The 20,076-nt window shown below is 37.5% G+C and carries 17 protein-coding genes; 4 read left to right on the plus strand and 13 right to left on the minus strand.

Translation table 11 applies throughout. The features are described from left to right. Positions 1 to 35: 35 nt before the first annotated feature. The 8 genes from AC1W31_RS06120 to AC1W31_RS06155 all read right to left on the minus strand — a co-directional run bounded on the left by AC1W31_RS06120 (position 36) and on the right by AC1W31_RS06155 (position 10,526). Positions 36 to 350 carry a hypothetical protein gene (locus tag AC1W31_RS06120; protein WP_481733529.1) on the minus strand — a complete coding sequence of 105 codons (315 nt, stop codon included), beginning with the start codon at positions 348 to 350 and terminating at the stop codon, positions 36 to 38. A 72-nt stretch (positions 351 to 422) separates the two neighbouring features. Next, positions 423 to 3,872 (minus strand): isoleucine--tRNA ligase, encoded by a 3,450-nt coding sequence (gene ileS / locus AC1W31_RS06125; protein WP_481733530.1) that lies wholly within the window; start codon positions 3,870 to 3,872, stop codon positions 423 to 425. A gap of 268 nt (positions 3,873 to 4,140) precedes the next feature. Then, positions 4,141 to 5,262, minus strand: coding sequence for an N-acetylglucosamine-6-phosphate deacetylase (gene nagA / locus AC1W31_RS06130; protein WP_481733531.1), 1,122 nt, complete (start codon positions 5,260 to 5,262; stop codon positions 4,141 to 4,143). Between the two features lie 85 nt (positions 5,263 to 5,347). Continuing rightward, positions 5,348 to 6,199 carry a YybH family protein gene (locus AC1W31_RS06135; RefSeq protein ID WP_481733532.1) on the minus strand — a complete coding sequence of 284 codons (852 nt, stop codon included), beginning with the start codon at positions 6,197 to 6,199 and terminating at the stop codon, positions 5,348 to 5,350. Positions 6,200 to 6,372: 173 nt separating this feature from the next. After that, positions 6,373 to 7,779 carry a DEAD/DEAH box helicase gene (locus tag AC1W31_RS06140; RefSeq protein WP_481733533.1) on the minus strand — a complete coding sequence of 469 codons (1,407 nt, stop codon included), beginning with the start codon at positions 7,777 to 7,779 and terminating at the stop codon, positions 6,373 to 6,375. Between the two features lie 140 nt (positions 7,780 to 7,919). Continuing rightward, positions 7,920 to 8,501, minus strand: a complete 582-nt coding sequence (locus AC1W31_RS06145; protein ID WP_481733534.1) for a dipeptidase — start codon at positions 8,499 to 8,501, stop codon at positions 7,920 to 7,922. 5 nt (positions 8,502 to 8,506) lie between these two features. After that, on the minus strand, positions 8,507 to 9,079 hold the full coding sequence (locus AC1W31_RS06150; protein WP_481733535.1) for a membrane dipeptidase: 573 nt from the start codon (positions 9,077 to 9,079) through the stop codon (positions 8,507 to 8,509). Positions 9,080 to 9,125: 46 nt separating this feature from the next. Then, a complete protein-coding gene (locus AC1W31_RS06155) occupies positions 9,126 to 10,526 on the minus strand; it encodes an MBL fold metallo-hydrolase RNA specificity domain-containing protein (protein WP_481733536.1) in 1,401 nt (466 codons plus the stop codon). A gap of 261 nt (positions 10,527 to 10,787) precedes the next feature. Between AC1W31_RS06155 and AC1W31_RS06160 the strand changes: the two genes are divergently transcribed. From AC1W31_RS06160 to hisH, 3 genes are all read left to right on the plus strand, one after another. Continuing rightward, positions 10,788 to 11,927 (plus strand): acyl-CoA dehydrogenase, encoded by a 1,140-nt coding sequence (locus AC1W31_RS06160; RefSeq protein ID WP_481733545.1) that lies wholly within the window; start codon positions 10,788 to 10,790, stop codon positions 11,925 to 11,927. Positions 11,928 to 12,387: 460 nt separating this feature from the next. Next, positions 12,388 to 13,314, plus strand: coding sequence for a helix-turn-helix domain-containing protein (locus AC1W31_RS06165; protein WP_481733537.1), 927 nt, complete (start codon positions 12,388 to 12,390; stop codon positions 13,312 to 13,314). A gap of 119 nt (positions 13,315 to 13,433) precedes the next feature. Next, entirely contained in the window at positions 13,434 to 14,018 is a 585-nt protein-coding gene (gene hisH / locus AC1W31_RS06170; RefSeq protein WP_481733538.1) for an imidazole glycerol phosphate synthase subunit HisH, read from the plus strand. On the opposite strand, the gene AC1W31_RS06175 is transcribed toward hisH, so the two are convergent. The 3 genes from AC1W31_RS06175 to AC1W31_RS06185 are packed head-to-tail and all read right to left on the minus strand — an operon-like array spanning position 14,019 to position 15,866. Further along, positions 14,019 to 14,471, minus strand: coding sequence for a fatty acid desaturase (locus tag AC1W31_RS06175; RefSeq protein ID WP_481733539.1), 453 nt, complete (start codon positions 14,469 to 14,471; stop codon positions 14,019 to 14,021). Between the two features lie 38 nt (positions 14,472 to 14,509). After that, positions 14,510 to 15,103, minus strand: a complete 594-nt coding sequence (locus AC1W31_RS06180; protein ID WP_481733540.1) for a fatty acid desaturase — start codon at positions 15,101 to 15,103, stop codon at positions 14,510 to 14,512. Between the two features lie 4 nt (positions 15,104 to 15,107). Next, positions 15,108 to 15,866, minus strand: coding sequence for an enoyl-CoA hydratase/isomerase family protein (locus tag AC1W31_RS06185; protein ID WP_481733541.1), 759 nt, complete (start codon positions 15,864 to 15,866; stop codon positions 15,108 to 15,110). A 223-nt stretch (positions 15,867 to 16,089) separates the two neighbouring features. On the opposite strand from AC1W31_RS06185, the gene AC1W31_RS06190 reads away from it, so the two are divergent. Further along, complete coding sequence (locus tag AC1W31_RS06190; RefSeq protein WP_481733542.1) at positions 16,090 to 17,229, plus strand: acyl-CoA dehydrogenase family protein; 1,140 nt, start codon at positions 16,090 to 16,092, stop codon at positions 17,227 to 17,229. Between the two features lie 281 nt (positions 17,230 to 17,510). Here the strand turns inward: AC1W31_RS06190 and AC1W31_RS06195 are convergent, their stop codons facing one another. Both AC1W31_RS06195 and AC1W31_RS06200 read right to left on the minus strand, forming a co-directional pair. Next, entirely contained in the window at positions 17,511 to 18,071 is a 561-nt protein-coding gene (locus AC1W31_RS06195) for a DUF4833 domain-containing protein (RefSeq protein ID WP_481733543.1), read from the minus strand. 139 nt (positions 18,072 to 18,210) lie between these two features. After that, complete coding sequence (locus AC1W31_RS06200; protein WP_481733544.1) at positions 18,211 to 19,869, minus strand: amidase; 1,659 nt, start codon at positions 19,867 to 19,869, stop codon at positions 18,211 to 18,213. Between the last annotated feature and the right edge of the window lie 207 nt (positions 19,870 to 20,076).

Genomic DNA, 20,076 nt, shown 5'->3' on the forward strand with positions numbered 1-20,076 from the left:
ATGTTTTTCTTAAGACAAATTTTGGCGTTGAAGGTTTAGTTTAGTGATTTGATAAAATATTTAAGCTTTATTTTTACTGATTTAATATTTTGATGGGGTATAAAAAAACCTCCCAAATGCTGAGAGGTTTTTTTAGAGAATAAATTGAAACTATGCAAATGAATGTTTTGCATTCTATTTTTCAATTCTTCCGTACGTTGCTGAATTGCCTTAAAATGTTCTAATTTTTCTTCTGGACTCAATAATGAAAATGCTTCTTTTTGAGCATTTAAGAAGGCTTTTTTATTACTATCGGTTGTCAAGTTTGCAAAATCTTTTGCTTGCTGTTGAATATAAGATGCTGTGTTCATTGTTATATTACCTTTTAACAAACTTCCCGAAAGTTTTTTTTACTTTCGGGAAGTCAAGCAATTTAGATTATTTTACACCACCGTAACCTTCACTACCAAAGTCAATTCTTCAAACTCAACGTCTTGACCATCAGTTAATTCTGAGACAATTTCCAAAGAAACTGCTTGTACTTCTTGGCTAATAAAGTCAGTGAAAACTCTTACGCCTTCGGTTACTTCTGGGTCTGAATCCAACAATTTGATACTGATTTTGTCGGTAACGTCAAAGCCTGAATCTTTCCGTAAATTCTGAATACGATTCACAAAATCACGGGCAATTCCTTCTTGTTTCAAGGCTGGCGTAATTGTAATATCCAAGGCTACCGTAATTTCGCTGTCTTTGGCGGATAAATAACCAGGTAAATCTTCCGTGGTCATAATAAAATCAAGTTGAGAGAAATTTCCATTTGCTCTCGAATAAATTTCCAAAAATTGTGTTGAAAAATCTAAGAGGTCAAAATCTTCTTGAGTCGGATTATTTACTGTTAAGAAATGGTAAAACAAGTTTGCTTGTTTAGAATTTAATTGACTAATAATTCCAGAGAATGCTTGAATATCCTTGCCTAATTTAGGAGCAAGAGAAGGAAATTTAACCTTCATTCTTTTATTTGAAAAACTCGAATCATCAGTTATATAAATAACTTCTTTTACATTTACTTCAGTCTTAATTAAATCTTCAACCGAACTAATTTGCTCACGAGTTTTTTCACTCAACACAGGAATCAAAACCTTACTCAAAGGCTGACGAACTTTAATTCTGTTGGTCTTACGGATTGAGTGAACCAATGAACAAATCCGTTGAGCCAATTCCATCGAAGTTTCCAAATCTTCATTAATCCACGCTTCATTTACGGTTGAAAAGTTGGTCAAATGCACTGATTGAGCCTTTTCTGAGGTACAATCAGTCATATTTTTATACAACCAATCTCCGTAAAAAGGAGCAATGGGCGACATTAATTGTGCAACAGTTTTCAAACAAAAAGCCAATGTTTCGTAAGCTGATTGTTTATCGTTGGTTAAATCGCCTTGCCAAAAACGTCTTCTGCCCAAACGCACGTACCAGTTAGAAAGATGGTCGCAAACAAAATCTTGAATGGCACGACCCGCCTTCGTTGGCTCGTAGGTTTCGTAAGATTCATCCACTTCTTTTATCAACGTTTGTAGTTTTGATAAAATCCATTTATCCAATTCCGTGGCAATGCTCAAATCAATATTGCCCGTAGGTTTATAGCCATCTAAATTGGCATACAACGCAAAGAAATTATACGTATTGGTAAGCGTTCCGAAGAATTTATTACGTACTTCGGTAATGCCTGTTAAGTCAAATTTGAGGTTATCCCAAGGCTGTGCATTCGTAATCATGTACCAGCGAGTTGGATCGGCTCCGTACTTTTTCAAAGTATCGAATGGGTCAACGGCATTGCCCAAACGCTTCGACATTTTGTTGCCACTTTTATCCAAAACTAAACCCGTTGAAACTACATTTTTGAAAGCAACCGATTCTTCCACCATCGTAGAGATGGCGTGAAGCGTAAAGAACCAACCACGAGTTTGGTCAACGCCTTCCGAAATGAAATCCGCAGGGTATGATTGTTTGAAAATTTCCTGATTTTCAAAAGGATAATGCCATTGCGCAAATGGCATCGCTCCCGAATCAAACCAAACGTCAATCAAATCAGTTTCACGAGTCATCAACTGTCCAGAAGCAGAAACCATGAAAACTTCATCCACATAAGGACGGTGCAAATCATGGGTTTTGTCTTCGTATTGTTGAAGGAATTTCTCGTTAAAATCTCGTTGCTCTTGGCTCAAAACATCATCTTTCAAAGCGTGTTTCACGGCATGAATCAACTCTTCAACCGAACCGATACAAATTTCTTCGTCACCATTTTCAGTGCGCCAAATTGGCAAAGGAGTTCCCCAATATCTTGAACGTGAAAGATTCCAATCTACCAAGTTTTCCAACCAATTGCCAAAACGCCCCGTACCCGTAGATTCTGGTTTCCAGTTGATGGTATTATTCAAATGAATCAACTTGTCTTTCATCGCAGTGGTACGAATAAACCAAGCATCTAAAGGATAATACAAAATCGGCTTATCCGTCCGCCAACAATGCGGATACGGGTGATCGAATTTCTGAACATTAAAGGCTTTATTTTCCGTTTTCAACTGAATCGCAATTCGCTCATCCACGGATAAATATTTGTCTCTGCCTTGCAAAATTCTTTGCTCTTCTTTCTCTTCGTCTGATAAGTACGCTTCCTTCACAGGTTCGTTGGCATATTCGGTAATTTCAGACACAAAACGCCCCTGACGATTCACAATTGGCACATCTTTTCCATTTTCATCTTTCACAAAAATAGAAGGAATACCATTTTGAGCCGCTACACGGAAATCGTCCGCTCCAAAAGTTGGCGAAGTATGTACCACACCTGTACCATCTTCGGTCGTAACAAAATCACCAATAATTACTCTGAAAGCGGCCGTTTCTGGTTGTACGTAAGGCATTAATTGTTCGTATTCAATGCCTTCCAAAAAGTTACCCTTGAACTCAGAAATTATCGTCCACGGAATGATTTTATCCCCATCATTATACGTGGTAAAATCACCGTCTTTCCCTTTTTCGTTGAAATACTTTCCGACTAAAACGCTCGCCAAAACTACATTTACAGGCTCGAAAGTGTAAGGATTTCGGGTTTTTACTAAGACATAATCAATGTTTTTCCCAACCGTTAAAGCGGTGTTGGCAGGAAGCGTCCACGGCGTGGTTGTCCATGCTAAAATGTAAATATTATTACTGTTGGCAGTGTCAAACAAAAACCCCGATTTGCCCGTCAATTTTACTTTAAACTGAGCCGTTAAGGACGTATCTTTCACTTCACGATAACAACCTGGCTGGTTAATTTCGTGGGAAGAAAGTCCTGTCCCTGCCGCAGGAGAATATGGCTGAATAGTATAACCTTTATAAAGTAATCCTTTTTTGTATAATTTCTGTAAAAGATGCCAAACTGACTCAATATAGTTGTTTTCGTAGGTAATATAAGGATGTTCTAAGTCCACCCAATAACCCATTTTTTCCGTCAAATCATTCCAAATATCCGTGTATTTCATTACGGTTTCACGGCATTTTTGGTTGTATTCTTTTACGGTAATTTTCTTGCCAATATCCTCTTTGGTAATTCCCAATTCTTTCTCCACCTGCAATTCTACGGGTAATCCGTGCGTATCCCAACCGCCTTTGCGTTTCACCTGCTTGCCTTTGAGCGTTTGGTAGCGACAGAAAATATCCTTTATCGCACGAGCCATTACGTGGTGAATACCAGGCGTGCCGTTGGCTGAAGGCGGTCCTTCGTAGAAAGTAAAAGTTGGATTTCCCTCACGGGTATCAATAGATTTTTGGAAGATGTTTTCATCTTGCCAAAATTTCAGGATTTCGTCCGCTACTTGAGCGTAATCAAGGTTTTTATATTCTTTAAAATTCATGCTTCGTAATTATCAATGACAAATTCCCTTATATGGGGAAAATTCTTGCAAAAGTACAATAAATGAGCGGGTTTCGGAAGGAAATGGAGCGGATAAAAGAAAATATTGGCGTGTTTTTAATTTTAAAATTGTAACGAGATACTTGGAATATAAATCGTAAAATTTAACATCTTTGGTTACTGGAAATTAATTCTATTTATAAAATAAACCCTTTCAAGCGTTTTAAACACTTGAAAGGGTTATAAATCTACTTCTAAAGTTTTTTATTTTAAACACCAAACCACTCCAAACATCCATCCTCTACTATTCCTTTTACCACAAAATTGTCATCAAAAATAACCATATTGGCTTGATAATCAGGCTTAATTTTACCTAAACGATTGCCTAAATTCAGCACTTCAGCAGGATAAGTTGAAGCCATTCTGAGGGATTCTTGCAGAGGAATTTCAACTTGATTCACACAGTTTTTTACCCCTTGCATCATCGTGAGCGCAGAACCCGAAAGTGTACCTTTCGTATCGGTGTAATGCGTGCCAGCGTGAATGAATTTATAGTCGCCCGAAATGTCGTCAGTAACCGCATCGGTGATGATAAAAAGGCGTTTGCCCATCATCTTTTTGGAGATTTTAATACTGGTAAAATCCACGTGAATACCATCTGGAATGATACTCGCCCAAGCCTCAGAATTATAAGCCGCCCCAACCAATCCAGGTTCCCGACCTTGCAGTTGTGACATGGCATTAAAAAGGTGCGTAATTCGCTTTATTCCGTGCTGAAAGGCATTTTTGGCTTGTTTGTAAGTGGCAGAACTATGACCTGCGGCTACGATTATCTCACTTTCCAAAAGTATTTTTAGCTGTTCATCCGTGAATTCTTCGGGGGCAATGGTCATATAAGTTGGTAAACCTTCACATGCTTGGATGATGGTTTGAAGTTCTTCATTTGTTGGTTTTCGGATGAATTCTGCCACGTGAGCTCCCCGTTTTGGAAAGCTAAAAAATGGTCCTTCAAGGTGTAAACCTGCCAAGCCTTTACCGCCGTTTTTGATATAGATTTTAGCCACTTCAATTGCCTCTAACATCGTTTCTAAAAGCACCGATGAAAGTGTAATTTGAAAATGAGTAGTACCTTGTCGACGAATTTCGAGGTAGGTTTTGAGGATAGTTTCTTCCGTAGTTTTTGAATTATATAAACTCCCGACACCCCCATAAATCTGAATATCTATGAATGCAGGAGCAATATTAAATCCCTTTAAATCAACTACTTGAATATCAGTATCCAGATTTTCTTCGGAAATTATTTTACTAATTTTATCTCCTTCAATCAATAAAATTTGATTTTCTATAAATTCTTCGGAAGTGAATATTTTGGCGTTTTTGAGTGCGTACATTTTTAGCGTTGAGTTATGAGCATTGAGCAATGAGATAAAAATACGTAATACAACTCATTTCTCATAGCTAATGGCTCAAAGCTATTTACAAATCCACCATTTCAACCACAATTTTCCAAGCATCTTTTGTTTCTTGTTTATAAATACGAAGATAAGTGCCTGCTTTTCCAGCACCCGAAATTACGCCATAAACACAAACCAAATCACCCGCTGTGGACGAAATTGCCTTTAAACCCGTATACACTAAATTTTTATCGTATGTTTTCTTTAAAAAAACCTTCGCATTTTCTTTGCCAATAATTGGTTTTAAGTTCTTTCGGTAAATTCTGACATTTTGAGTAAGGTGTGGCTCAAAAGGATTAAGTGCATATTTTGCATTTTTCCAATAAAAATGGTCATTCATAAACACCATTCGTTCCGCTAAAACCATCCTATTTTTGAGTTCATAGGGTTTAAAAGTAGGATAATTTTCAGCAACATTTGCGCTATTTAAGATAATTTCATCATGCGAAACCCCCATATCGACGGCTACTTTCCACGAGTTATCAAGTTGTTTTTTCCACAGCGTTACAAAACTTCCAAATGTACTTGGTTTGTCGGTAGCGGCAGTGTTATGTGATTGATAATTTCCAATGGTATAACCCAAATCTGATGAGCCAGCAATTTCGGCAATGATTGGTTGCCAAGTGATAACTCCCTTAAAATCAATATTTTGCCAATATTCTAAGCCATTTACAGGCATTGATTTATCGAAGACAATAGATTCTTTAGATAAAAAATTGAGGAATGCAGTCTTCGTTCCTTGGTCTATGGAGGCTTGGGCAAATGCTTTTTCAGTGTCTATTAATTTCTGCAAATTCTCTTTTTGCTTGGGATCTTGGGCAAAAATTGAGAGGGAAAACAATAGCAAAAATAGGGTTAAGATTTTGGTAGTCATGGACTTAATTGTCTATGAGCGTTGATGCTCGTTGGATTTAAACGTGTGAGTAAGAACTTTTTGTATTTTTACAATAAACGTAAATAGTTATCAGTTAGTCTAAGTCAAATTTTACCCAATACGCCTTTTATGCAACGGGTTGAAACCCGTTGTTAGCAAATCAGTTAGTCAAATTATTTCCTTCCTGTACGACTATTCCCGCCTTTTTTAACTGCTCTATTTTTTCTTTCTCCACCGCTTGACGATTTCCCAAAACTTCCTTTTCTCGCTTCTTTTCCTCCCGCAATTATCTGCTTTTTCTGAGAGATTTCCTTCTGTTTTGCTTTTACTTTAAAGTCCTTTTTCTCGTGAAAAGCACCTTTAAAATCAGGGTCTTCCTTCTTCCGCTGCTCATCAATTTCACGCAACATAATTTGCTTTTCAACGAAGGGAGTTTGCAGAATTTCTAAGTTGGCAGGCAAGGCTTCACGGGGGATTTGTTGCTTGATTATTTTCTCAATTTTCCCGATGTGATATTCCTCCGCTTCAGTCATAAAAGTGATGGCTTCTCCCGATAGGTTAGCTCTTCCAGTTCGGCCGATTCTGTGAACGTAATCTTCATAAATCAAAGGTACATCGAAGTTAATCACGTGGCTAACTGCCTCAATATCAATGCCTCTGGATGCTACATCCGTTGCCACCAACACTTGAATATTCCCTTCTTTAAAATCCTCCATTGAGTTGATTCTGGTGTTCTGCCCCTTGTTGGCGTGGATAACCCGAATTTTGTTTTCACCGACTACTTTTCGCCCTAAGTACTTAAAAATATTATCCGCAAATTCCTTACTTCTACAAAAAATAATGGTTCGATTAAATCGCTCGTGGTCACGCATAAGCATTCCCAAAAGATTAATTTTTGTCATGAAGTTAGGCACTTCATACAAACTTTGTTTCACCAGACTTGCCGTGGTGGCTTGGGGCGAAACTTCTACTTTATACGGAAACTCAAGGAACTCGAACGACAGTTTTTCAACCCTTTCTGGAAAGGTAGCAGAAAATAATAAATTCTGGCGTTTTTTAGAAGGGATTACTTCCAAAATCTTGCGAATTTGGGGCATAAAACCCATATCCATCATCTTATCGGCTTCATCCAAAACTAAGGTTTTCAATTCTTTCACTGGAATTTCACCTTTCAGATAAATATCCATAAATCTCCCAGGCGTTGCAACGATGATATCAATACCTTTTTGGAGTGTTTCTATTTGTGTTTTGGGTCCTAAACCGCCGTAAAGAGCCACGTGGCGGATGTCGGTATATTTCGCTAAATCGGTAACGGCCTTATCAATCTGCATCACCAGTTCACGAGTTGGGGCAAGTATCAGTACTCGCATATCCGTTCCCTGTGCGTATTTGACTTTCATCAAAATTGGGAGGAGATAAGCAGCCGTTTTTCCCGTTCCCGTTTGGGCAATTCCCAATACGTCATGTCCATTCATCACCAGCGGAATTGCTTGCTCTTGAATAGGCGTAGGTGCTTGATAACCAGCTTCTTCGATGGCACTTAGTAGTTGTCGATTGAGATCAAAATCCTCGAAAGTCATAATTTTTATTCGCTTAATTTAACGGCAAAGGTACGCAAAAAAACCTTAGCCTTTCGCTTATATTTAGGATATAGGCAAAAGGCTGAGGTTTGAACTTATAGATACAAGTCTCTTTTTTTATTTAATTAATGCTTCACAAATCATTTAATAGGTAAATTTTTCAATAAAAAATCTCTAATATTTCCTCCCATAATTTTCTGAATATTGGTATTATTAAACCCTTCTTTTTTTAAGGCTCCCATGATTAACGGCAAGCCCGTAACGGCAAAATGCGTTTTCACTGCTCCGTCAAAATCTGAACCTAAGCCCACTTTATCCACCCCAATTTTATCGGCTACGTATCTAATTGATTTGGCAGTTGCCGCAGCATCAGTACCACAAACGGCCGTTTCCCAAAGACCAATGCCCACTAAACCATTTCGTTTCCCAATTTCGATAAGATGCTTATCCGATAAATTTCGCTGATTATCACAAACACCTTTAATACCCGTATGAGAAACAATTAAAGGACGGTTCGTGAGCGCTAAAATATCATCAATGGTATTTACCGACGAATGTGCCAAGTCAATAATAATGTGCAAACTGTCCATTTTACTGATTAATTGCTTGCCGTAGGTTGTCAAACCTTTTTTGTTCATTCCATGAGCTGACCCCGCCCATTCATTATCAAAAAAGTGCGTAATTCCGATATAGCGAATTCCTGCCTCATAGAATTCATCCAAATTTTTCAAGTCTTTTCTAAACAATGTGCTCCTTCCACGCCCAACATTCCCGCCGTTAATTGATGATTTTTTTCACGGTCAATGATAAATTTACGTAGCTCCGTTTGACTCGTTACTACTCGAAAAGCACCCGCCGATTTATCCGCAAATTTATGCAATTGTTCGGCTTGCCATAAAGCCCTTTTCTTGATACTAAACCAGTTAGCGGGTGGTTGTAATTGTCCAAAACTTAACAATGCCACGTTATCCGTTTTGTCATCATTCTTTTCAATATTCATGTTCCTTGGCGTTTTGCTGACGATTGTAAAAACCTGAAAAGCCATATTTGCCTCTTGCATTCTTGGTAAATCTACGTGACCATAGGGATGCTTTTTAAAAAAATCTCTATTCCAAAGTAGCGCATCACAATGCAAATCTGCAATGAACGGAATGGAATCATACGCAATATTTTTCGGTAAATTATCGGTTTTTAGCGTAACCGCATTAGAAGATTGGTCGATATAACTTGGCATAAAACCAAAAAAAGCAATGGCAATAATAACGATTAAAATTAATAAAGCTCTAATGAATTTTTTCATGGTATAAATTAGTTTTGGTTCGTAAAAGCGTGATATTAAATAAATTCTAATTAATCGTAACCTCTTTTTGATGCGCAGGAATATACACATCTGAATAACCTTCTTTCAGTAATTTTTCTCTGAAAATTTTCTGTATTTCATAATCTCCATGAACTAAAAATACTTGCTTAACTTTTGATTTATCTTGACACGATAAAAATTGTATTATTTCTTGGTAATCCGCATGAGCCGAGAATGAATCCATGACAAAAACTTGGGCATTTACCTTAAACTCCTTACCAAAAATATTCACCTTTTCATTGCCTGCTTTTAATTGCCCTCCTAAACTTTCGGGTGTGGTATAACCCACTAAAAGCACTGCACAATTTGGGTCTTCTACGTGATTGGCGATGTGATGTTTTATTCGTCCCGCTTCTGCCATTCCAGAAGCTGAAATGATGATGCAAGGTTCTTGAATCTCATTTAATTTCTTTGAATCCTCCGTCGCCGAAACATAATATAAATTCGGAAAACCAAAAGCATCGCCATCCCCTTGCTTTAAATATTCTAATACTTCTGGATTAAAACATTCGGGGTGTTTTTTCATAATTTGGGTAGCATTTACCGATAACGGTGAGTCGACAAAAACCTTAATTTTGGGTAATTTGCCTTCATCTTGTAATTGGTCGAGGGCATAGACCAATTCTTGGGTACGGTCGATTGAAAAGGCTGGAATTAAGAGTTTTCCTTTTTTTTCTACACATATTTTTTGGATAATATCCAGTAAATGAGCCTTTACATCCACTTCTGTTTCGTGTAATTTTGAACCATAAGTTGATTCACAAATAATATAATCGGCTTGTGAGAAGGCTTCGGGATATTTTAATATTTTATCATTCGGGCGACCAATATCTCCTGAGAAAAATAGTTTAATTTCTTTATCTTTTTCTTTAATGGTTAATGAAATTGCGGCCGAACCTAAAATATGTCCAGTATCGGTAAAATACACGCTTACTTCGTCATTCAGCCAAAATTTCTCTCTGAAATTAACGGCTTCCATCATGCTCAGCGTTTTATCAACATCTGCTTGTGAATATAAATTTTCTAAGACAGGTTCATTTCTTTTTATGCGTCTTTTATTGATTCTTTCTAAATCGCTTTCTTGGATTCGGGCAGAATCTCCCAAAAGAATTGAACACAAATCTTTGGTGGCAGAAGTACAAAAAATCTTCCCTGAATATCCTTTCCCAACTAATCTTGGCAATAATCCTGTGTGGTCGATGTGAGCGTGCGAGAGAACAACGTAATCAATTTCTGCGGGATTGAAGGCAAAATTTTGATTGAGGTCTTGCGTATTTATGCCTTGAAATAGCCCACAATCCAATAAAATTTTTGTACCTTTTTCAGTAATTATTAAATGCTTTGAGCCTGTAACTTGTTGAGCCGCCCCGTGAAATTGTATTTTCATGTTGTCGTTTTTGGGAATATAAATTAGGACAGTTTTTTAAATTTAAAATCAAATTTTAGATGCGCAATATACAATATTTTAAAAAAATTATATAAAATTGTTATGCAAGCATACTATTTATGTATATTTGAAAACTTAACTACGGTAAACGGTACATGATAAACGGTAAAAGGTTTTTGGGAAAATAAATATGTCCAACTCATTTACCGTTTATCTTTTACCGTTCACCCTTAACCGATTTTTACCATGACATTAGAAGGTTTGAACCTTGATTTAACCGAAGAACACTTGGCAGTTCAACAGGCTGCTCGTGATTTTGCCCAGATGGAATTATTGCCTGGCGTGATTGAACGGGATGATAACGAATTTTTTCCCGAAGAATTGGTGCGTAAAATGGGCGAATTAGGCTTTTTAGGCATGATGGTTTCACCTGAATACGGAGGAGGAGGCATGGATACAGTATCGTATGTGTTGGCAATGGAAGAACTTTCCAAAGTGGATGCCTCGGCTTCGGTGATTGTATCGGTCAATAATTCATTGGTTTGTTATGGCTTAGAGCATTATGGTTCGGAGGAGCAAAAACAAACGTATTTGGTGCCTTTAGCAACTGGACAAATTGTGGGTGCTTTTGCCTTATCTGAACCCGAAGCTGGTTCGGATGCAACTTCTCAACAAACTACCGCCGAGGATATGGGCGATTATTATTTATTGAACGGCACAAAAAACTGGATTACCAACGGCGGACGAGCGGGAGTATATTTGGTGATGGCACAAACACATCCAGAATTAGGACATAAAGGAATTAATTGCCTCATTGTTGAAAAAGGAATGGCGGGTTTTCAAATTGGAAAAAAGGAACGAAAATTAGGAATTCGTGGCTCAGATACGCATTCATTGATGTTTACGGACGTGAAAGTACCGAAAGAAAATAGAATTGGAGCGGACGGTTTTGGGTTTAAATTTGCCATGTCCACCCTCAATGGCGGACGCATTGGCATTGCAGCACAGGCATTAGGCATTGCTTCGGGAGCGTATGAGTTGGCGGTAAAATATTCAAAAGAAAGAAAATCTTTTGGTAAACCTATCTGCGAACATCAGGCAATTCAATTTAAACTTTCAGACATGGCAACTTCAATTGAGGCCGCTCGTTTGTTGTGTTTTAAGGCCGCTTTGGATAAAGACAACCACCGTGATTACGTAAAATCGGCGGCAATGGCTAAATTATTTTGCTCGCAAGTAGCTATGGATACCACCGTTGAGGCAGTACAAGTGCATGGCGGATACGGTTTTGTAAAAGAATTTCACGTAGAAAGATTGATGCGTGATGCCAAAATTACGCAGATTTATGAAGGAACTTCTGAGATTCAGAAAATGGTAATTGCGAGGGAAATTTTAAGGTAATTGAAGTTGTTCATAAAAACAGATTATAAGTCAGAATGAAGAATTCAGAAGTATTAAGGAAACTATTATTCCCTACTCTTTAACCTTCATTCTGACTTATTTAATTGAGATTAAAAGAGCGGTTTAAGTTCATTTCTTGAATTGCCTTTCCGTTGAATTACAGATATATTCACTCGACATTTTCAAAGTTTATCTAATTAACCTTTCTCCATTTCTCCTTCTTCCCTTTCTGCGTTTTCCTCAATTCTTTTAAAACTACAAATAATATTTTTAAAAAAACGGTGATTTAAAAAAGTCCATTCTTAGGATATTACAATAAATAATCTGCTAAAATAAGCCTATCCGTAAAATAAGTATTTAATTCTTTTTTTAATTATATTTTGGAATTTTACATAGATTTATTAGTTTTGTCCTAAATTAATCATGGTACAACTGAAAATAATTAAAAAAAGCCGCAAAGATGGAAGATTATAATAAGATAATTGAATCGCTCGGTGTGAAGTTCATAAAGTCACGCAACATTAGAATATTACAACCTATTCGTATCAAGAACTTCTATGACGTAGAGAATACACTCTTGATTTTGTACAATGGGGATGTATCTTTTGGTGAAGAAGCTGTTCATGCAGAAGTGGGAGATATGCTATTTATTCCTGGTGGAAAAATGCTTTCTGTAACTTACGGAAATGCGGATAAACCAAAAGCAATTTCAAATGAAGAGTTTATGACTCATCGTGAACAATACTTTGAGCCTAACATCGAGCCTGCAAAAATTGGCCAAATCGAAAACTCTTTCGGTATGGTAGCGTTTGAAGCAAAGGTCTTTGATTCAGTAAATTTCTTCACTTCACTCGACATTCCTCCTTTCTTAATCAAGAAAGATGACAAGTTAGCATTCATGTTAGCCGAGATTTTGAAGGAAGATATGACTGAAGATTTAGGGAAAGGACGTATCATCAAGATCAAAACCGAAGAAATCGTCATTGAAATTATTCGCTATATCATCAGAAATCGTTTGTTCGTTGAGCAATTAGCAACCAATAGTACGTATTTCAAAGACCCACGCCTGATTGATATTTTTGCGTATATCAAAGATAATATCGGTGGAGATTTATCAAACAAAGTATTGGCAAATGTTGCGAACGTTTCAGAAGATTATGTTGGTCAATATTTCAAAATGCTGACCGGAATTAATCCGCAAGATTATATCGAATACCAAAGAATGGAAGCGGCAGTTGGTTTGTTGAGAACTTCTAAAAAATCTATTCGTGCCATTGGTGCCGATGTGGGTTATAAAGATACTGCTTATTTCTGTCGTCGTTTCAAAATGATGTTTGGAATTCCAGCAGGAAAAATGCGTAGAAGAGAATCATTGATGAATTTGTAATATTTTCGATAATAAAAAGCCTGATTCTACCATGAATCAGGCTTTTTTGCTTTAATTTTGAACATAAAAAATACGGTCTGACTATCGTCTGACTTATAATAATTAACCAAATCTCTTTTTTGAAAACAGTAATCATAAAATACAACGCAGGAAACGTACAATCGGTCATGTATGCCTTAGACAGAATTGGGGTAAGTTACCTTTGGACTGACGATGAAGCCGAAATCCGTTCTGCTGACCGAGTGATATTCCCAGGCGTGGGCGAGGCAAGTACCGCCATGAATTATTTGCGTGAAAAAGGCTTGGATAAAGTTATTCCAACACTTACGCAACCTGTCTTGGGAACGTGCGTAGGGATGCAGTTGATGTGTCGTCATTCCGAGGAAAACGATACGACTTGCATGGGTATTTTTAATATTGATGTAAAACGCTTTCAATCAAGTGATTATAAAGTTCCGCACGTGGGTTGGAATAATATTTATGATTTCAAAAATGGCTTAACAGAAGGCTTACAAGAAAGTAGTTTCATGTATTTTGTGCATAGTTATTATGCCGAGATGAGTGAATATACCATGGCAACATGTGATTATATTCAACCTTTTTCAGCCATGTTGCAGAAGGATAATTTCTATGCGGCTCAATTTCATACAGAAATTAGCGGAAAGGAAGGGCAACGGATTATTGAGAATTTTTTGAAGGTTTAATTAAACCAATCCACTCTCCACTTTCCATTGCTCCAACCGGTTATCCATCACCTTAAACCAGAGCGGAGGAATCATTGCCATCATCATCATGGCTGGATAACCCTGTGGCATTTGTGGGCTTTCGTCAAAATGTCTCAACACTTGATAGCGACGACTTGCATTGGCGTGGTGGTCGGAATGACGTTGGAGTTGAAAAAGGTAGAAATTGGTGATTAAATAATTGGAATTCCACGAATGGAGGGGGTTTACACGCTCAAAACGTCCATTGGCAATTTCGTTTCTGACAATGCCGTAGTGTTCAATATAATTAACCGCTTCCAATAATGAAAAGCCTAAAATACTTTGTAGGAAAAAGAAAATAGGTACATTCCAAGAGAAAGAGCCAGTGTAAAAATAGAGGCTTATTATCAAAAAACTACAAAATACGAAGGGTAAAATGGTGTATAAAATCATATCGTTTTGGAACGACCAAGCGGATATATTTTTACGTTTCAAACGCTCTTTTCAATCTCCCAAGCACTCATAAATCCTCGAATAACACTCCGAAAATAAAAGCTATAAAAATTCTCTCCTTTGCGACTCGTGGCTGGGTCTTTTGGCGTAGCAACCCAGACGTGATGTCCTTTATTATGTTCAATAAAAAAGTGCATATAACTGACCGTCATCAACAAAAATTTTGCATAAAACTGTTCAATTTTTGTGCTTTTATGTCCCAATTCATGGGCAACTGTGATGCCAACGCCACCCGTTACGTTTGCGATGGCCATTAAAAAAGCGAGTTTAAAATACCATTCGCCAATATTTCCATAGGCAAATACGTAAGCACCCCAAAACAACGTTGCTACTTGTACGTAAGCCCAAACGTAGGTCATGAAACGATAAAAATATTCTTCTGAAAGTGCCGAGACAGTATTTTCGTCTGGATTCACGGAATCTTTACCAATCAACCAATCCGCAATCGGAAGTCCAATATAAGTAATAATGATGGATGAAAAATTCCACCAACCGCCTAAATAATACCCACCGATAGCGAATAAAGGAATCGTGAAAGCTGAGAAGAAACCTAATTTTCTGAGGATGTTCATAATGTTATTTTCTTAATGTCTTTTTCGTAAAATCACTCAAAACCAATCGTCCACTAATCTCCGCTCTTTCCGTCAATAATTCGTCCCAATGTTCGGTATTTTTCCAAAGAATCTTTTTGAGTTCTGATAAGGCTTCTGGATTATAATTTTTCAAACGATTTGCCAAATTTTCTACGGCTTCGTCCATTAATTCGATACTTTCAAAAACTTCCATAAAAAACCCTTTTTCTTTTGCCCAACCTGCTGAAAAGAAATCGTTGGGGTTTAATGCCATGAGTGAAAATGCTGACAAACCAATTTTACGCTCAACGGCTGGTTCAATAACGGCCGGAATAATCCCAATATTCAATTCTGATAATTTGATGGACGCAAACTTCGTAGCCATGCAATAATCCGTTGCTGCAGCCAGTCCAACACCTCCGCCAACTGCCTTTCCTTGCACCCTTCCGATGATAATTTTAGGACATTTTCGGATGGAATTAATAATTTTTGCAAATCCATTGAAAAATATTTTACCTGATTTTTCGTCCTTAATTTGTAATAATTGGTCAAAATCTGCTCCCGAACAAAAAGTACGTTCTCCGCCACTTTGCAGAATAATCACTTGTAGGTCTGAACGTTCTCCCAACGTTTCTATGGCGTTCGCTAATTCTTCCAATAATTTGATTGGCATAGAATTGGTAGGTGGATTACTGAATATGACCTTCGCCACTCCTTCCTGCCCCTCTACGACAATAACTGACCCTGATGAAATAGCTTGCATAATGAAAATATTTTAAGAAATTACATCATAAAATTAAGAAATAGTGATGAGCTATAAGCTATGAGCCATAAGATTTTTGATTAATTATAGGAGAAATTTTTTCAAGTATCAGACAAACAATAGTTGCAAACATTGAATTTTACATAGGTATTTTTACTATCAAGTTCAAATCTCATTGCTTACGGCTCAAAGCTCATAGCTATTCATCAACAATCAAATTAAAATGTACAAATCAGATCAATTAACATTAGTCCGCCAGTCTGCCAGAGATTTTGCCGAACGTTATATCCGCCCACACGTAATGGAGTGGGATGAAGCCCAAACGTTTCCTATCGAATTAATGCGTCAATTAGGCGAACATGGATTTTTAGGGGTTCTTGTTCCCGAGGAGTATAATGGAGCGGGTTTAGGATACCAAGAATATGTGTCGGTCATTGACGAAATATCACAGGTTTGTGGTTCAATTGGCTTGTCTGTAGCCGCCCATAACTCCCTTTGTACCAATCATATACTTCAATTTGGCTCAGCATCGCAGAAGGAATTATATCTGCCAAAACTTGCTACGGGACAATCAATCGGTGCTTGGGCGTTAACGGAAGCAAACACAGGTTCGGATTCTGCCCGTATGATGTGTACTGCCACAAAAGACGGTGATGAATACGTTTTGAACGGTTCCAAAAACTGGATTACGCATGGAAAATCGGGTGATGTAGTGGTTGTAATGACTCGCACGGGAGACGTTGGAGCAAAAAACAATGCTACAGCTTTCATCGTGGAGCGTTCTAATGTCGGGTTGAAATATGGCAAAAAAGAAAATAAATTAGGGATGAGGGCTTGCGAAACTGCTGAGGTTATTTTAGAAGATTGTCGAGTACCAATCTCAGCTCGTTTAGGAAATGAAGGTGATGGTTTCAAGCAAGCCATGAAAATCTTAGACGGAGGAAGAATTTCTATTGCTTCTTTGGCTTTGGGAATCGCCAAAGGAGCTCTGTCGGCCGCCGCAAAATATGCCCAAGAACGTCATCAATTTGGAGAACCGATTGCCAATTTTCAAGGAATCAGCTTTAAATTGGCAGAAATGGCCACAAAAGTACACGCCGCAGAATTAATGACTCGTGAAGCAGCCGCTCTCAAAATGGAAGGAACAAATATGACAAAAGAGGCTGCGATGGCAAAGTTTTACGCTTCCGAAATTTGCGTAGAAGTTTCAACGGATGCCGTGCAAATTTTTGGTGGATATGGCTATACAAAAGATTTTCCTGTAGAAAAATTCTACCGAGATTCAAAACTTTGCACCATTGGCGAAGGTACTTCTGAGATTCAGAAAATCGTAATTGCGAGAGAAGTTTTGAAGGAGTATTGATATTTGGAACGCATATTCAAGATGATATTTTGCTGGATTAGTGAGTAATTTGGCTCATACCAAGTATTTACGTCCTTTTGAGTGTGTAACTTAATGAAATGGAACTATTGCAACCGAGCGTCGGTTAATCTTTTCCCTTGAAGGTAAATTTTTTCCTTCAGGGGGAAGGGTTTAGAAGGTGTTGCGACAGACAGTAGATATTTTCAAAAAATATAATCATCTTAAGGTCGCCATTGACGCTGAGAAGAACTTCCGTCTTCCCGTCCTTGCGATAAATATTTTCACGGGTTGAATTTTTCGTAAACTTCCTTATCGGTCAAAATATCACGCCCCCATAGTTCTACAGAAATTACCGAAGGCATCATGCCACTTTCATCTACTTTTACGAATACTTTTTTTAAAATTTGCATTTTGCCGTTTATTGGAAATAAGGCAATTGGTTCACCCTTTGGGTTAAGTTTCACGACAAATTTTCTTTTTCGATAGGCAAAAAAATAGCCATCATAACTACCTAAATCTCCTGTTACTGGTCGTGTATGAAGTCCATACGCTAATGACCGTTGAATCCCTGTGAGTTCTTGCTTTTTACCACCTTGTGTGTGAAGAATCCAGTAGGTATGCACAGGATTTTCAGGGTCTAATTTCTTATCAATTCCTACGTTAGCATCGTAAACTATGGAGTTAATGTTTGAACTCCGTTGGATATAAAACAATTGGTTCGATGAAGATACGGGAATGGGATATTGGCCAATAGATTCGGGTAGTGTGGGTTTATTTTTTTGGGCTAAACTATTGAAAATAAGTAAAATAGAAAGCAAAATGATTGATATTATAAATTTCATTTTAATTAATTATTGTCTCTGTTTGTTTTTGTATTTACAAAGTTACGCAAGGTAAAGTGGTTATGTTGAAGCAAATTTTAAAATATTTTCAAATAAGCTGTCCTTTGATAAATTGAAAAAGGACAGCTTACTAATTTTATTATAGCTTCGGATGTTTCAAATGAAAATCGGTGGCCTCTTGATAGATTTTTGCTACTTGCAATAATTTCCCTTCGCCAAATAATTTGCCCATAAATGTAATACTCGTTGGGCGACCTTCTGAACGAAAACCGTTTGGTAAAACCACGCAAGGATGTCCCGTTAAATTGGTCATTGTTAAGTTTTTACTGGCAAAAGCGGGTGATAAATAAACGTCAATGTCTCCTAATTTCTTATGAAAATCTTGAATTAATAATGAACGATGACGGTTTGCTTGTATATATTCAACCGCTGGCACAAAACGTGCCGCTCGAAAGGCAGTAGGCCAAGCGTTTTTGTTTTGACGAACCATTAAATCATCTTTTCCAGAACGAGTTAAATCATCAAAAGCGGCTGCTCCTTCAACGGTCAAAAGAAAACTAATATCGTTGGAAGGAAGGTTTGGCAACTCCATTGGAATTAATTCTGCCCCTAATTTTTTCATCATTACCAACGTCAAAGAATCGGTTGTTTTATTGGCATATTTTCCTTCAAAATCAGCCTTCAAATACCCAATTTTGATGCCTTTCAAGTCTTTTTTAGTTCCATCAAATCGAAAAGGAGCATCCATTACCGTCAAATCCTTACCGTCTTTTCCATAAATAGCATTAAAAACAATGGCACAATCTTCCACCGTCCGACAAATCGGTCCCAATTTATCCATCGACCAACTTAATGCCATGGCTCCCGTGCGAGGTACACGTCCGAAGGTAGGTCGTAACCCAGTATCCCCACATTCAGACGAAGGCGAAACAATCGAACCGAGCGTTTCAGAGCCGATCGCAAAAGGCAAAAGCCCTGCTGAAACTGAAGAAGCCGAACCCGCCGATGAACCTGATGAGCCACGATTAAGATTCCAAGGATTTTTAGTTTTTCCACCAAACCAAACATCTCCCATTGCCAATTCTCCTAACGTTAATTTAGCACAAAGAATTGCTCCCGCTTTTTCTAATCTTTCCACTACAACGGCATCATAATCAAGTACTTGGTCTTTATACGGTACTGAACCCCAAGTGGTTTTATAACCCTTTTTCGCCAATAAATCCTTCGCTCCGTAGGGAATTCCGTGTAGTAATCCACGATATTTTCCGGCAGCAATTTCGGCATCCGCTTGGGCGGCTTGTTTCAACGCTAAATCCTCTGTCAGTGTTACGACACATTGTAATTGAGGGTCGTATTTTTTGAGTCTTTCTAAGTAGAATTTTGTTAATTCCACGGAAGAAATTTTCTTGGTACGAATTAATTCAGCCAATTGACGAACGTTATAAAAAGCTAAATCGTTTTTATCAGAAGGCATCGTGACTATTTTTAATTCAGAGGCTTTGAAAGAGGACTGACCTTTTTCAAACTCGAAACCCACGGGTAAAGGATTGAAAAGTAAGGCGGGCGAAACTTCATTTTTGAGTTCAACCTTGCGAATATCTTCAAAATTTTTACGAGTATCTGTTAATTCAATGAGCATTGAATCAGCTTCAGCAGGCGTGAATTCTAAGCCCATAATTTTTTCGGCTTGCTTGACAATTTCAACGGTAATAGGTTGATTTTCAATGGCTTTTGTGACGAATGCACCCAAAGCCATACTTGCTAAGCAAAGGGTAGGAATTAATAGTTGTTTTTTCATTGGTTTTAGTTTAAGTTGATGTTTTTACAATATTACTTTATATAGGAATACATTGTTTAGTACTCTACCCGATGAAAAATTAAGATTAATAAAAAAAGGCTGAAATTTGTAGTTCTCAAGCAACAAAAACAGCCCTTTAATGAAAAATATCATCAGTAGCAAAATTAAAACTTTATTCTCAAAAATCCCTTTAGCCAAGAATTTATC

The organism is Arcicella sp., assembly GCF_964672035.1.